This is a genomic window from Flavobacterium sp. GSA192, assembly GCF_006386525.1.
Lineage (GTDB): Bacteria > Bacteroidota > Bacteroidia > Flavobacteriales > Flavobacteriaceae > Flavobacterium > Flavobacterium commune.
Genome location: NZ_VAHC01000003.1, coordinates 207812 through 223916, shown reverse-complemented (window position 1 = coordinate 223916; position 16105 = coordinate 207812). Strand labels below are relative to the sequence as shown.

The window sequence follows — 16105 nt, the reverse complement described above, 5'->3', positions numbered from 1 at the left end:
AATCTATAAGGTGTTTTCTACACTTATAAACTCGTTTTTAATATAAATTAACACAAAATAAGGTTGTTATTTCTGACGGCTTTTCAAAACGTCAATCACATCATTAAGTTTGTATCCTTTAGCCTGTAACAAAATCAAATAATGGAATAATAAATCGGCACTTTCATCCAAAAATAAATTATCGTTAGCGTCTTTAGCTTCAATGACTACTTCTACCGCCTCTTCACCTACTTTTTGAGCAATTTTGTTGATTCCTTTTGCAAAAAGAGAAGCCACATAACTTTGTTCTGAATCGGCTTTTTCTCTTCGAATTTGTATGGTGTCTTCCAATTTCGAAATAAAACCATAACTACTCTCGTTAGGAGTTTGCCAGCAAGTATCAGCACCGGTGTGACAAGTTGGTCCTACCGGAACAGCCTGAATCAAAAGAGTATCGCCATCACAATCATTTTTAATATCAACCAAATTTAAAAAGTGACCACTTTCTTCTCCTTTAGTCCAAAGACGTTGCTTAGAACGGCTGTAGAAAGTTACTTTTCCTGTTTCCATTGTTTTTTGATACGCTTCAGCATTCATGTAGCCTAACATCAAAACATTTTTAGTTTCACTATCTTGAACAATGGCTGGAATTAATCCGTGTGCCAATCTTGAAAAATCTATTTCCATATTTTTATTTTTTAGTTGGAAGATGGGAGTTGGAAGAAGGGAAACTGAATCCCGATTTTAACTTCAAACTTCCTACTTCACGCTTCTAACTTCGATATTATTCTTTTTTAATTCGTTTTTCAATGTTTTGATTTCAATTTCCTTGAAATGAAAAACACTTGCTGCCAATGCTGCATCGGCTTTTCCTTTAGCAAAACTATCCACAAAATGCTGAATGTTTCCGGCCCCACCCGAAGCTATAATCGGGATATTGACTAAACTTGACAATTTAGCTAAAGCTTCATTAGCAAATCCGTTTTTAGTTCCGTCATTATCCATTGAGGTAAAAAGGATTTCTCCTGCGCCTCTTTGTTCTACTTCTTGTGCCCAGTCAAAAAGATTCAATTCGGTAGGTACTTTTCCACCTACTAAATGAACAATCCATTGTCCGTCAATTTGTTTCGCATCAATTGCTACCACCACACATTGACTTCCAAATTTCTGAGCCAAATCATTAATCAACTGCGGATTTTTTACCGCTGATGAATTAATTGAAACTTTGTCGGCTCCATTTTGCAACAAGACTTCAACATCAGAAACTGCCGAGATTCCACCACCTACAGTAAATGGAATATTAATAGTTGAAGCTACTTTTCGAACCAAATCGACTAAAGTTCGTCTTCTTTCCTCAGTTGCCGAAATATCTAAAAAAACCAATTCATCCGCGCCTTCATCCGAATAAATTTTAGCTAATTCCACCGGATCTCCTGCATCACGCAAATCTACGAAATTAACACCTTTTACGGTTCTTCCGTTTTTAATATCGAGACAAGGGATTATTCTTTTTGTAAGCATATTTTTTTTGTTACACAGAGATTCGCAAAGATTCCACAGAGATACACAAAGTTTTAGCGAATCTTTGTGTTTCTTAGTGCTTCTTTGCGAAACAATCTATTTTATTATGAATTCTTCTAGTTGCTTCAAACTAATTCTTCCTTCGTAAATTGCTTTTCCAATTATAGTTCCTTCGCAACCTAATTCGGCTAATTTAGGCAATTCATCAAAAGTAGAAATTCCTCCTGAAGCAATTAATTTTAAACCTTGTGCTTGTTTTAAAATTTTGGCATACAAATCAAAACTTGGTCCTTCCAGCATTCCGTCTTTAGCAATATCAGTACAAATTACGTATTGAATTCCTTTAGATTGATAATCCTGAATAAAAGGAACTAAATCTTCATTAGAATCTTCTAACCATCCAGAAACAGCTACTTTTTCGTTATTGGCATCGGCTCCTAAAATAATTTTATCAGCACCATATTCAGCAATCCATTTTTCAAAAATAGCACGATTTTTCACGGCGATACTTCCTCCTGTAATTTGATTAGCTCCACTTTCGAAAGCAATTTTCAAATCAGAATCCGCTTTTAATCCACCACCAAAATCAATTTTCAATTTGGTTTGTGAAGCAATTTGTTCCAATATTTTATAATTGACAATTTTGCTTGATTTGGCTCCGTCTAAATCTACCAAATGTAAATATTCGATTCCGTGTGCTTCAAACTCTTTAGCAACTTCAAGCGGATTTTCATTATAGATAATTTTAGTATTGTAATCACCTTTGGATAGGCGAACACATTTTCCGTCAATGATGTCTATGGCTGGTATTATTCTCATTTTAAAGTTAAAAGTTAGGGGTTAGAAGTAAGAAGTTTTTCAAGATTTGCTCACCCACATCACCACTCTTTTCAGGGTGAAATTGAGTTCCAAAGAAATTTTTATTTTCCAAAGCCGAAGCGTATTCTACTTCATAATTAGTCGTTGCAATGGCTTCGTCACAAAGCGGTGCGTAAAAACTGTGTACCAAATACATATATTCATTTTCGGTAATCCCTTCAAAAAGTCCCGATTTCAAATTATAAATCTGGTTCCACCCCATTTGTGGCACTTTTACTTTTGGTGTAAACTTAATCACATCCACGTCAAAAATCCCCAAGCCAGTCGTATCGCCTTCTTGTGTGTGTTTGCACATCAATTGCATCCCTAGACAAATTCCCAAAACAGGTTGAGTCAAGGTTGGAATTAAGGTATCTAACCCGCTTTCTTTTAGCATTTTCATCGCATAACTTGCCTCTCCTACACCCGGAAAAATCACCTTGTCCGCAGCTTTGATTTCCTCTGGATTATTGGTTAACACAGCAGTAAAACCAAGTCTTTCTATTGCAAATAGAATACTTTGAATATTTCCTGCTCCGTAATTTATGATAACTATTTTCATTGTTTTTTTTAGTTGGGAGTTAGAAGTTGGGAGTTGGAAGAAGCAAATATTACTTCAAGCTTCCACCTCCAAGCTTCCTACTTTATAGCATTCCTTTCGTTGAAGGCAAAATCATTTTTTCGGTATCGCGTTTTACAGCCACTTTTATCGCTTTCGCAAAAGCTTTAAAGATGGCTTCGATTTTGTGATGTTCGTTATCTCCTTCTGCTTTGATATTGATGTTGGCTTTCGCACCATCAGAAAATGATTTAAAGAAGTGGAAAAACATCTCAGTTGGCATTTTTCCCACCATTTCACGTTTGAATTCGGTTTCCCAAATCAACCAGTTTCTTCCACCAAAATCGATCGCCACTTGCGCTAAACAATCGTCCATTGGCAAACAAAAACCGTAACGCTCAATTCCTAATTTATTTCCTAAGGCCTTAGCATAAACTTCTCCTAAAGCAATCGCAGTATCTTCAATTGTGTGGTGTTCATCCACTTCCAAATCGCCTTTTACTTTGATGTCCAGGTCCATTTGTCCGTGACGTGAAATTTGGTCTAACATGTGGTCAAAGAAAGCAATTCCAGTATCGATGTTGCTTTTTCCGGTTCCATCCAGATTCAACTTGATATAAATATCCGTTTCGTGTGTTTTTCTGGTAATTGAAGCTGTACGCGCTTCTAACTTTAAAAACTCATATATTTGTTTCCAATCAGTAGTTTGTAACACTATTGTAGCGTCTAATTCTTCTCTTTTAGCACTGATTTCTTCACTTCCTGCGCCATCTGCAGTATTCATAAAGATGGCTTTTGCTCCTAGATTTTTAGCCAATTCCACATCAGTAAGTCTGTCACCAAGAACAAATGAGTTTGCCAAATCGTAGTTTGGATTGTCAATATATTTTGTTAACATTCCTGTACGAGGCTTGCGTGTAGGTGCATTGTCTTCAGGGAAAGAACGATCGATGAAAATATCATCAAAAAGCACTCCTTCGTTTTGAAACGCTTTCAAGATAAAATCCTGTGTTGGCCAAAAAGTATTTTCAGGAAAACTATCCGTTCCTAAACCGTCCTGATTGGTTACCATTGCTAATTCATAATCCAATTCGTTAGCAATTTTAGCCAAATATTGAAACGCTTTCGGATAAAACTCTAATTTTTCCAGGCTGTCTAATTGGTATCCTTCCGGTTCTAAAACAATCGTTCCATCACGATCTATAAAAAGTACTTTTTTCATTTATTTTTATAAGTTAAATATCTTCTATTATAATTTTAAAGACATTTTGTGTCTTCAACTAATATCTCCATTTTCTTTTTAGCAGTGTTCTCAGTTACTTCTTCACAATAAATATTATTAATAAAAACACCTGTTTCAAAAACAAGCTGTACATAAGTTATTTTTCCTGGTTCAACTTGAACTTCAAACTTCTCCGCTTTTTCTTTAGATGTCTTTCCTCCAAATTGCACAGAACATTCATGTTTACCAACAGGTACTTCATGAATAGAATACTTTTTATTATTCAATTTGCATACAAATTCTCCATCTATAAACGTTTTGAATGCAATTGCAGAACCTTGAAAACCTGTTGACCGCAAAAAATAGATTTTACCAGTTCCTAAATTTTCTTTTTCTTGAGCCGAAACAAATGAAGTAACTATTAAAGAAACTAAAATTGCAAATACTATATTTTTCATTTATTATGTTTTTTTGCCACAGATTTCACGGATTTCACGGATTTTTGATCTTTTTAATCCGTGAAATCTGTGGCCTATTTTTTTTAATTCAATTCTGTTAATGCGTTCATCAACTTTTTATTCTCCTCTTCTGTTCCAATAGTAAAACGCAAACAGTTTTCACATAAAGGCTGCGTAGTCCTGTTTCTGATTACGATTCCTTTAGCAATTAATTCGTCATAACGTTTGTTGGCATCATCCACTTTTACCAAGATAAAATTTGCTTCCGTTGGATAGATTTTTTCAACAAAAGGTACTTTATCTAAAACTTGCAATAAAGCTTCTCTTTGTGCTATAATTGAGGTAATTTCATTGTCAATTTTTGATTGATCTTTCAATCTTTCCAAAGCTCTTTGTTGCGTTAATTCGTTTACGTTATACGGAGGTTTGATTTTATTCAAAACCGCAATCACTTCAGGGGAACCGTAACAAATCCCCAAACGAATTCCTGCCAGACCATAAGCTTTAGACAAGGTTTGTGTAATGATTAAATTAGGATATTGATCTAATTTGGCTAACCAACTCGCCTTATCTGAAAAGTCAATGTAAGCTTCGTCAATAACCACAAAACCATTGAATTTTTCTAATATAGAAATTACGTTTTCTTCGGAAAATGAATTCCCTGTTGGGTTATTTGGAGAACACAAAAAGATAATTTTAGTGTTTGCTGTTACCGCTTCTAAAATTGCTTCTACTCTGGGTTGGAAACTTTCAGAAAGTAAAATTTCTTTGTGCTCTACATTATTGATATTAGCCAAAACACCATACATCCCGTAAGTTGGCGGCAACGAAATTACATTGTCTTCTTTCGGCTCACAAAAAGCTCTGAACAACAAATCCAATACTTCGTCACTTCCGTTTCCTAACAAAATTTGCTTTGGACTCAATCCTTTATTTTTAGCTAAAACTACTTTCACACTCGCTTGTTGTGGATCTGGATAACGGTTTACCCCATTTTGATACGGATTCTCATTTGCATCCAAAAATACCATATTAGCAGTGTCAAAATCTTCAAATTCATCACGTGCCGACGAATAAGGCTTCAAAACCTTTACGTTATCACGAACTAAACTATTTATATCGAAATTTTTCATTTTATTATTTCAAAAAGAGTACAGAATAAAGAAAATAGAATATAGACTTGCTGAACAAAATCTCAATTAATATTCTTTCTTTTTTCTATGCTCTATGTTCTATTTTCTATTTTCTTTTTCTATCTTGTTTAATCTCAAAGTAACTGCATTTTTGTGTGCCTGCAATCCTTCGGCTTCTGCCATGATTTCAATGGCGCTACCAATATTTTGAATTCCTGCTTCTGAGATTTTTTGGAAAGTCATTGATTTCATGAAACTATCCAAGTTTACACCGCTATAATTCTTAGCATAACCATTCGTTGGCAAAGTATGATTGGTTCCCGAAGCATAATCTCCGGCACTTTCCGGCGTATAATTGCCAATGAAAACTGAACCTGCATTTTCAATTCCATCAACATAAAAATCATTATAAGCAGTACAAACAATAAAATGTTCAGGACCGTACTCATTGATTAAATCCAATGCAATAGCATCATTTTCTACAAAAATCAATTTCGAATTAGCAATTGCTTTTTCGGCAATGGCTTTACGAGGTAACACTTCTAATTGCAATTGAATTTCGTTCTCAACAGCATCCATCATCGTTTTAGAAGTAGAAACTAAAATTACCTGACTGTCAGTTCCGTGCTCTGCTTGCGACAATAAATCAGAAGCGACAAAAGCTGGAATAGCCGTGTCATCAGCTACAACTAATAATTCAGATGGTCCGGCAGGCATATCAATCGCCACACCAAATTGCGTTGCTAATTGTTTCGCTACAGTTACATATTGATTTCCAGGTCCGAAAATCTTATATACTTTTGGGATTGCTTGCGTACCGAAAGTCATTCCCGCAATAGCCTGGATTCCTCCTACTTTGATAATTTTAGTTACACCGCATAAATTGGCAGCATACAAAATCGCAGGATTGATATTTCCGTTTTTATCCGGAGGAGAACATAAAACAATTTCGTTGCAACCAGCAATCTTAGCAGGAACAGCTAACATTAACACTGTAGAAAATAAAGGCGCTGTTCCACCAGGAATGTACAATCCCACTTTTTGAATTGGTCTTTTTTCCTGCCAACATTGCACTCCGGGAGCAGTTTCTACAGAAACGCGAATTGTTTTTTGTGCTTGATGAAAAGTTTCTACATTGGCTTTTGCCAAGGCAATTGCTTCTTTCAAATCATTTGGTAAAGTCGCAACAGCAGCATCGATTTCAGCAGCCGTTACTTCAATATTTTCAAAACTTACGCCATCAAACTGCTTTGTATAGTTGGAAACAGCTACATCTCCGTCTTTTTGAACAGCAGCAAAAATTTCTTTTACCGTTTGTTCTATATCGTTTACCGTTTTAGTTGGTCTTTCCAAAATAGAATCCCAGGTATCAGGTGTTGGATTGTATATTTTATTCATGTTGTTAAGTTATGAGTTATGAGTTGTCAGTTAAGTGTCAGTTGTTATTCAGATTATCTGAAAACTTCTAACTACTAACTTCAAACTACTAACTTTTTTAAAGCACCATTTTCTCGATTGGGCAAACCAAAATTCCTTCAGCACCAGCTGCTTTCAATTGGTCGATAACTTCCCAAAAAGTATCTTTGTCAATTACGGTGTGAACACTACTCCAACCTTCCTGAGCCAATGGCATCACCGTGGCACTTTTCAATACCGGAAGAATACTGCTTACCGCTTCGATTTTATCGTTAGGCACATTCATCAAAATGTATTTTGATTTTCTAGCTCTTAAAACCGATTCGATTCTGAATTTTAATGTATCAATGATTTTTTGAGATTCAGCAGAAACTTTTGGAGAAACCGCTAAAACTGCTTCACTTTTAAAAATTACTTCAACTTCTTTCAAATTGTTTTTAAACAAAGTACTACCGCTAGAAACAATATCCACAATTGCATCGGCCAGACCAATATTTGGAGCAATTTCTACCGAACCGGAAATTTGGTGAATATCAACGGTTACTCCTTTTGAATTGCAATAATCAATCACCGTATTTGGATAAGAAGTCGCAACACGCAAACCATTCAAATCCTGAATAGAATTGTATTGAAACGCCTTAGGTACGGCAATAGAAACTTTACATTTAGAAAAACCTAATTTCTGGATTACTTCAATGTTTTTTCCTTTTTCAACCAATAAATTGTCTCCTACAATAGCAATATCCACTACTCCATCAATCAAATATTGAGGAATATCGGAGTTTCTTAAATACAAAACTTCCAATGGAAAATTTGATGCTTCAGCCTTTAACTGATCAATACCATTGTTGATAGAAATTCCCGCATCTTTAAGAATTTGGATACTTTCTTCGTTTAATCTACCTGATTTTTGAATTGCAATTTTTAGCGTACTCATTGTTTTGTTTTTTTTATGTTTTATTGAATGTGTTTGAGTACAAAGGACTTAACACACAATGAAAAACCCGTTTGATGTACTCAAACGGGTTTATTAATATGATGACTTACACGCATACCATTAACACATCGCTTGAGAGCAATAATGTGAATGATGATGATGCAATTGATTTGATAACATTATGATTTTGTATTAATCTTAATTTTGTGCTGCAAATATAAGTGATAAAATAGTTACAACCAAATTTTTAATTTAACTAAATGTTTCAAAAATATTAAAAAAAAGAACTTTATTAATTGATTATTCCGGACTTTCAACATTAAGATTTTGAAACGCTTTTTCAGGGCGAATTTCGGTATGACGAATTTCTCCTCCAGATGTTCCCACTTTTGTTGAAAAAAACACAGCAACTATCGAAATAACTAAAATTGCATACGAAAAGAAATTGGCTTTAGAATGCTTTTTAATGTTAGTTATTAATCCAATAACAGATACAGCACCTAATAAATACATGATAATAGCAAATTTTTCCGCCAATTCTTCATGATTATGAATAATTTGATGCCCGATAGTTGGCATATCCTCCACTATTTCTTCCGCCCCTTCACCGGTTGTCATAGAAAACACTGTGAAAACGGAAGCTATTATAAATAAAAAATTAGCTGTATTTTTAATTGGAGTGTTTTTAAAAAACAGACCACCTATTAAAACCAATAATCCTAAAATTGGTCCAACAATAGGAAAATGGTTTACAATCATATGTAAATGTGCGTCATTCATACTATTCGTTTTTAATGTTAAACTTTTTTATTTCAAAAATTATCTTGCTAGGGAAACACCTATAAGTGAACCAATTCCATAAGTTACTGCGGCGGCAGCTAACCCAAATAAAACTTGTCTAAAGCCTGAAAACCAAAGACTTTTACCTGTTAATAAAGTAATCGCTGCTCCAATACCGAAAAGTCCGATTACAGAACTGCCTAAACTTAATAAAATTGCTTTTTCGCCATTGATAAAAATAAACGGATACAAAGGAATTATGGCTCCAATTGAAAACAACACAAAAGAAGCTATAGCCGCTTCCCATGCAGAACCTCCTAATTCTTCTTTATCAATTCCTAATTCTTCTGCAATGATAGCGTCCATCGCGGTATCAGGATTTTCAAATGCCTTTTTGGCTAATTTTTGAGCTTCATCAGCATTCATTCCTTTTGCCTGATACAACAAGACCAACTCTTTTTTTTCTTCTTCAGGAGAGACTTCGAGCTCTTCCATCTCCAAATCTATTTGACGCTGATTTAATTCTCTCGAACTTTGTACTGATAGCCATTCGCCTAAAGCCATAGAAATAGCCCCTGCTAAAAGTCCCGCAATTCCAGTAAGCAGAATAGTGTTATTAGAAACAGCAGCACCCGCAACTCCCATAACCAAACTCATATTAGAAACCAAACCGTCATTAGCTCCTAAAACGGCAGCACGCAAAGCATTTCCCCCAACTGATTTATGACGGCTTTCAAATTTAGACAACAAACCACCCGAAACATTGAGCGCTTCATTTTGACTAACAGCTTCAATAATATTCAAATGATTGTGTTCAAATCCTGAAGTTTTAATTCCTTTGGCAATTTTGTCTTTAATAGCAATTTCTGCAAACTCTCTCTCGGTATTTGACAAATTACTAATAATACTGCTATATCCAAAATACTTACCTGCTTTGAGTTGTATCTTGGCCCTGGATGAAGCAGCTGGCATTTCGTAATTAGGCTCAACTGCCCTCACTTTTTGGAGCATATGATTGGCATGATTGTTTTCAATCTCTGCCAAGCTATTTAAAACCTTAGTTAAATTAGAATCCGTTTGTATAGCCGCTATATTTTCATAAAGAAAAGCAGTATCAACTTCGGTTTGCAACTGACTTTTTAGTTTTTGTAGATTCATAATACAAGATTAATTAGCAACATCATAAGCTCCTTTTGTCAAAATTATGGAATTCTTATTAATTTGATTATCAGGAATTATTTCAACATAATTCTCTAATGCTGCTCCAATAGTAACGGCTACTTTTTTAAAAGTATAATTACCATTTTTGTTTTTACTTAATAAAAGTACGAAATTTTTGTTTTCTTCATTCAATAAAGCATCTTTAGGGATAGCTAAAGCTTTTTTAGAATCAACAATAACATTGGCTTCCACAAACATTCCGGTAAGCAATCGTTGTTTGATATTATCGTCTAAATGTGCATGAATATTTATCGTTCTTTCGTTACCTTCAATTGATTTTCCCACCAAATGAACTTTAGCATTAAAAACCTCCTTTGAAGCTTCCGGAACAGTAAATAAAATATCTTGTTCTTTCTTAATTTTCAAAATATCTTTTTCGAAAATAGCCAATTCTAAATGCAAATGATCGGTTTGGATAATTTCTAAAATCACATCGGATGGATTAATATGCATTCCTAAATGAGCATTCATTACCACAATATCTCCTGAAATAGGCGCGTAAATAGTTACGACAGATGATAACTTTCCTTTTTCAACATTAGCAGGATTGATGTTTAACAATTTTAGTTTTTCTTTCAAACTTTGATACATACCTTTAGCCCGACGATAATCACTTTCCGCTTTTAGATAATTTTTCTGAGAAGTAATTTTTTCATCAAACAATGTTTTTTGACGAAGGTATTCTGATTTCAAATAATTAATTTGTTCAGCTACTTCCAAATATTCTTTTTGAACATCTAAAAATTCGGTGTTTTCAAGAGTTAATAAAGCCTGTCCTTTCACTACTTTGTCTCCAACCAATAATTGAGTTGACTTTACATAACCTCCAACAAAGGAAGTAATTTGAGCACGATTTTGAGGAGGCACATCCACTTTACCAGTCGCTTTTACCATAACATCAAAAGACTGTTCTGTTGGACTGCCAAGTTCCATCCCGACTGATTTAAATTGGGTAGCTGTCACTGTAATTAAATCAGAATCAACCACAGGATTTTCTTCTGTTTTATTTTGCTGGCAAGAAAACAAAACAATTGATAAAGAAAGTATAGAGAGTATTTTTTTCATTGGAATCTATTTAAAATTTAAGTATTGAAAATCTAATTGAGTTTGGTTAAACTGAAGTACATTATCTAAATATTCGACTTCAATAATTGTAGCGTTTTCAAGACTTTGGATGTATTGAAAAAAGTCAATTTCTCCATGCTTGTAACTCATATTAGCTACTTTCAGAATTTCGTCAGCTAATTTTTTCCCCTGTTGATTGTAATAATGAATAGCTTCTTGGTGCTTTAACAATTCATTCTTTTTGTTTTCAACAAAAGCATTTATTTTTTGATTTTCATTTTGGATTTGTGCTTCCCAACTTTCTAACTCAAGTTTGGCTGCTTTAGTTTTAGAAATATTTCCAGAGAACAGAATTGGTAAAGCTATCCCCACCTGAAAACCATTCAAAGATTGGGACAATCCTTTATTGGAACCTCTGAAGTATTCTAAATTTAAATCAGGTAACCAACTTTGTTTTTGTAAATTCATTTGATTGATATAATTTTCCCTAACAGACTCTAAATAATTAATATAAAGTGTTTTACTTATTTCATTAGTTGAAAACTCTAAAGGTTTGATTTCATTTGTTTTTATTGTAATTTTCTCATTCGATTGAATGTTATATTGAAGTAAATTATACTGTGCTTCTTTCTCATTTCTAATTTGTGAAAGCTTTAAAGCAATTTGTCTTGCCTTGGACTGAGCTGTGATTTTTTCAAGATAATTAGTTTCTCCTAATTCAAAACGACGATTGCTTGCTTTAGAGAAATTTTGATACAAACTATCTAATCTTTTGTATAAAATCTCCTGGTGTTGCAAATACACAATTTGATAAAACAATTTCGAAATTTCTAAACTCAACTTGTTTTTTTCTAATTGAAAAACAGCTTGTTGCTTTTGAAATTCGGCTGTGTTGAGTTTTTTTTGGGCAGCATACACCGTAGGAAACAAAAAGCTTTGTTGAACTCCAATTACCGAAACAGCTTTATTATTGTAGGCCAAATTATTTTGGTCGTAATTATAATAAACATTGGTTTTGTCAAAAGAATAAGCACTGTTAATATTGGTTTTTACTTTTTCAACCTGTAATAAAGAAGCTTTCAAAGAGTTGTTATTATTGATTCCTATTGTGATTAACTGATGTAATTCTTGATTAGAATTTTGTCCAAAAGCAAATGAAGTACTCAGCAAAAACAAAACAACAGAAGCTCCATGATGCAGTTTTTTAAATTTTGTTTTTTTGAATTCTTTTTCATCAAAAACTTTAAATAAAACAGGCAACACTATCATTGTTAAAATTGTAGCCGTAAACAATCCACCAATTACTACTGTTGCTAATGGTCTTTGAACTTCGGCTCCAGCAGATGATGAAATTGCCATTGGCAAAAATCCTAAGGCAGCAGCTGCTGCTGTTAATAATACGGGACGCAATCTATCGCTTGTTCCTTTCAAAATTAATTCGTTTTTATTTGTAATTCCCTGATGTTTCAATTCTTTAAAATGTTCAATTAACACAATTCCGTTTAATACCGCAATACCAAACAATGCAATAAAACCAACTCCTGCAGAGATACTAAAAGGCAAATCTCTTATCCATAAAAATAAGATTCCTCCAACAGCAGATAATGGAATGGCTGAATAAACCATCAAAGCTTCTTTGACAGAACCAAAGGCAAAATACAACAGTATGAATATCAAAAATAAGGCAATAGGCACGGCAATAAGTAATCTTGCTTTGGCACTTTGAAGGTTTTCAAATTGTCCTCCATATTCAATCGAATACCCAGATGGTAATTTTACTTTGGCAGTTACATTATTTTGAATGTCAGTTACCACACTTTGTAAATCTCGATTTCTAACATTAATTCCAACGACAATTCTCCTGTTGGTATTGTCTCTTGAAATTTTTGCAGGACCTTGAGTATATTCAATTGTTGCCAATTCTTGCATTGGAATCTGATTACCCGACGGAGTAGTTACATAGAGATTTTTTAAATCCTCAATATCATGTCGGTTATTTTGATCCAAACGAATGACCATATCAAATCGTTTTTCACCTTCAAACACATTTCCAACCGTTTTTCCGGCAAAGCCAAGAGCAATCAATTCATTCAAATCAGCAATATTCAATCCATAACGTGCTATTTTAGAACGGTCAAATTGTACACTCATTTGTGGCAAACCTTCTGTTTTTTCTATAATGATATCCGAAGCTCCTTCAACATTTCTAATGGCCTTCTCAATTTCTTGTGCTTTTTTAGCTAAAACATCTAAATTTTCCCCAAAAATTTTCACCGCCACATCCGAACGTGTCCCTGAAATTAATTCGTTAAAACGCATCTCAATAGGTTGGGTAAATTCGATTTCCATATTCGGAATTTGTTCTTCGACTGCTAATTTGATTTTATCAGCCAATTCGTCTTTGCTGGAAGCTGAAACCCATTCGGATTTTGGTTTTAGCTTCACAATAATGTCGCTTTCTTCCATACTCATTGGATCGGTTGGGACTTCGGCTGCTCCTATCCTACTAACAACCTGTTGAACTTCGGGAAAGTTTTTAAGAATTATTTTCTCAATTTTAGTTGTAGTTTCGATGGTTTTACTCAATGAAGTTCCTGTTTTTAAAACGGGTTGAATAACAAAATCACCTTCGTCTAGCGTTGGAATAAATTCGCCTCCCATGGTCGTAAATAAAATTATAGCCATTGCCAATAATCCGATGGCTCCGTACATTACTTTTTTGGTATTGACCAATGCCCAACTGATTACGGGTAAGTAAAGCGAATTTAATTTAGCTATTAATTTATTTGAAAATGAATCTGGATTTTCTTCTTTAGGTTTTAAAAATAAGGATGTAACCACTGGAACATACGAAAAACAAAACAACATTGCTCCAACCAAAGCAAAACTAAAAGTCATTGCCATGGGTTTGAACATTTTTCCTTCAATACCGGAAAGCGATAGAATTGGAATAAAAACAATTAAAATAATTAACTGTCCAAAAATAGCCGAATTCATCATTTTTGAAGCACTTTTGTAGGTAATCTGGTCAATTTCTAGTTGACTGTCTTCTCTTGAAAGTTTAGCTAAATGTGCTGATTTATGAGCAATTTGGAACGCAATAAATTCGACAATAATTACAGCTCCATCGATAATGATTCCGAAATCAATCGCGCCTAAACTCATTAAATTGGCATCAATGCCAAAAATATTCATTAACGAAATGGCAAACAATAAACACAGCGGAATAACCGATGCTACAACCAATCCTGAACGCCAATTTCCAAGCAACAAAACAACTACGAAAACAACAATCAAACAGCCCAGAATTAGGTTTTCGGCAACTGTAAAAGTAGTTTTGCTTACTAACTCACTTCTTTCCAAAAAGCCATTGATATAAACGCCTTCAGGTAAACTTTTCTGAATTTCTGCAACCCTGTCTTTTACATCATTAATTACCTTTTTAGAATTGGCATCTTTGAGCATCATTACTTGTCCAAGTACCTTCTCTCCTTCTCCGTTTCCGGTAATTGCTCCAAAACGATTGGCATGACCAAAACGCACATTGGCAACATTTTTAATAAAAATAGGCAAGCCATTATGATTTGTAACCACAATATTTCCAATATCTTCTAAAGATTTTGTTTTTCCTTCAGCACGAATAAAATAACTTTGGTTGACTCTTTCAATATAGGCTCCTCCTGCAATTCCGTTGTTATTTTGCAACGCTTTAAAAACATCCGAAACACTTATGTTCATCGCATTTAAACGAGAGGGCGAAATGGCTATTTCGTATTGTTTTAAATAACCACCCCAAGTATTAATTTCGACTACTCCTTTAATTCCTGAAAGTTGACGTTTTACCACCCAATCCTGAAGTGTTCTTAAATCCGTAACCGAATAATTGTTTTTAAATTCAGGTTTTACTTCAAGTGTATATTGATAAATTTCACCCAGTCCGGTTGTTATAGGCCCCATTTCGGGTGTGCCAAAACCTTCCGGGATTTTCTCAGCAGCCGATTTAATTTTTTCGGCTATTAATTGCCGTGGCAAATAAGTTCCTAAATCATCATCAAAAACAATAGTTACTACCGATAATCCGAATTTTGAAACCGAACGAATTTCTTTTACTCCAGGCAAATTAGACATTTCAATCTCCACCGGATAGGTAATAAATTGTTCAATATCCTGAGTAGAAAGATTGCGTGAGGTAGTAATCACCTGAACCTGATTGTTAGTCACATCAGGAACAGCACCTATGGAAATTTGGAAGACAGAAAAAATTCCGAATCCAAAAATTCCTAAAGTGAATAATAGTACGATGAGCTTATTCTGAATAGAAAAAAAGATGATTTTATTAAGCATACTAGTTAAAATTAAATAAATTATTTAGTTAGAATTATTTAACAATCAAATAATTCTTGAACTACTAATTACAAAAAGACAATTAGTTAAAAATATTTATTTATGCTAGTTTAGGGGGCTGCCAAATCGACAGAAGTACATTAGAAATATACCATTCTTTATAAATCGGAAGGGATTGATTTACAGAGATCAATATTGGTTTCTTAAAAGTAAAAATAGTTAGAATCTCTTCAAAAGTAAGAACAACAGTATCTAAATTTAGAGTTTGTGTCTTGAAAGGTAAATTTTCATGTTTATCATGTCCATCTGCATCAGTGTGTTTTTGTGAATTTTTGTAATGATTAATAATAAACGCCATAAAAGATTGTGGCTGTTCTTGCTTGTGATTAGTATGCTCTAAATAGTGTTGAACAAGATTTGAAATTTTAAATAACTGCCCCAGTTCTGTATTGGAATATACAAAAAAGAGTAAAAATAAAAGTGTAATTATTTTTTTTAGAGTCATAATAATGACAATTATAAAATTTAAAAAACTTTAAAATTAATTACAAAAATAAGATCTAATTACATCAATCGTCTTAAGAACTGCTTAAATAAAAAACAAAGTATATT

14 protein-coding genes are annotated in these 16105 nt (G+C 33.8%); all 14 read right to left on the bottom strand.

The genetic code is table 11. The features are described 5' to 3' along the window. Nucleotides 1–66 precede the first annotated feature (66 nt). Nucleotides 67–666 carry a bifunctional phosphoribosyl-AMP cyclohydrolase/phosphoribosyl-ATP diphosphatase HisIE gene (gene hisIE, locus FDM27_RS07840; RefSeq protein ID WP_140485852.1) on the bottom strand — a complete coding sequence of 200 codons (600 nt, stop codon included), beginning with the start codon at nt 664–666 and terminating at the stop codon, nt 67–69. A gap of 72 nt (nt 667–738) precedes the next feature. After that, the gene (gene hisF / locus FDM27_RS07835) at nt 739–1500 is read right to left on the bottom strand and encodes an imidazole glycerol phosphate synthase subunit HisF (RefSeq protein WP_140485851.1); all 762 of its coding nucleotides are present in this window, start codon (nt 1498–1500) and stop codon (nt 739–741) included. A gap of 96 nt (nt 1501–1596) precedes the next feature. Continuing rightward, on the bottom strand, nt 1597–2319 hold the full coding sequence (gene hisA, locus FDM27_RS07830; protein ID WP_140485850.1) for a 1-(5-phosphoribosyl)-5-[(5-phosphoribosylamino)methylideneamino]imidazole-4-carboxamide isomerase: 723 nt from the start codon (nt 2317–2319) through the stop codon (nt 1597–1599). Between the two features lie 7 nt (nt 2320–2326). Further along, a complete protein-coding gene (gene hisH, locus FDM27_RS07825) occupies nt 2327–2920 on the bottom strand; it encodes an imidazole glycerol phosphate synthase subunit HisH (protein ID WP_140485849.1) in 594 nt (197 codons plus the stop codon). Between the two features lie 82 nt (nt 2921–3002). Continuing rightward, nucleotides 3003–4139 (bottom strand): bifunctional histidinol-phosphatase/imidazoleglycerol-phosphate dehydratase HisB, encoded by a 1137-nt coding sequence (hisB, locus tag FDM27_RS07820; protein WP_140485848.1) that lies wholly within the window; start codon nt 4137–4139, stop codon nt 3003–3005. Between the two features lie 35 nt (nt 4140–4174). Continuing rightward, complete coding sequence (locus FDM27_RS07815; RefSeq protein ID WP_140485847.1) at nt 4175–4597, bottom strand: DUF2846 domain-containing protein; 423 nt, start codon at nt 4595–4597, stop codon at nt 4175–4177. An 83-nt stretch (nt 4598–4680) separates the two neighbouring features. Further along, complete coding sequence (hisC, locus tag FDM27_RS07810) at nt 4681–5730, bottom strand: histidinol-phosphate transaminase (RefSeq protein ID WP_140485846.1); 1050 nt, start codon at nt 5728–5730, stop codon at nt 4681–4683. A 99-nt stretch (nt 5731–5829) separates the two neighbouring features. Continuing rightward, nucleotides 5830–7128 carry a histidinol dehydrogenase gene (gene hisD / locus FDM27_RS07805; RefSeq protein ID WP_140485845.1) on the bottom strand — a complete coding sequence of 433 codons (1299 nt, stop codon included), beginning with the start codon at nt 7126–7128 and terminating at the stop codon, nt 5830–5832. A 97-nt stretch (nt 7129–7225) separates the two neighbouring features. Beyond that, entirely contained in the window at nt 7226–8083 is an 858-nt protein-coding gene (hisG, locus tag FDM27_RS07800; protein ID WP_071185779.1) for an ATP phosphoribosyltransferase, read from the bottom strand. 300 nt (nt 8084–8383) lie between these two features. Next, a complete protein-coding gene (locus tag FDM27_RS07795) occupies nt 8384–8863 on the bottom strand; it encodes a hypothetical protein (RefSeq protein WP_140485844.1) in 480 nt (159 codons plus the stop codon). Between the two features lie 39 nt (nt 8864–8902). Next, complete coding sequence (locus tag FDM27_RS07790) at nt 8903–10021, bottom strand: VIT1/CCC1 transporter family protein (protein ID WP_140485843.1); 1119 nt, start codon at nt 10019–10021, stop codon at nt 8903–8905. A gap of 9 nt (nt 10022–10030) precedes the next feature. Beyond that, complete coding sequence (locus FDM27_RS07785; protein ID WP_140485842.1) at nt 10031–11149, bottom strand: efflux RND transporter periplasmic adaptor subunit; 1119 nt, start codon at nt 11147–11149, stop codon at nt 10031–10033. 6 nt (nt 11150–11155) lie between these two features. Further along, nucleotides 11156–15493 carry a CusA/CzcA family heavy metal efflux RND transporter gene (locus FDM27_RS07780; RefSeq protein WP_140485841.1) on the bottom strand — a complete coding sequence of 1446 codons (4338 nt, stop codon included), beginning with the start codon at nt 15491–15493 and terminating at the stop codon, nt 11156–11158. Nucleotides 15494–15593: 100 nt separating this feature from the next. Beyond that, nucleotides 15594–15998: a hypothetical protein gene (locus tag FDM27_RS07775; protein WP_071185774.1), complete on the bottom strand. Its 405-nt coding sequence runs from the start codon at nt 15996–15998 to the stop codon at nt 15594–15596. Nucleotides 15999–16105: the final 107 nt, after the last annotated feature.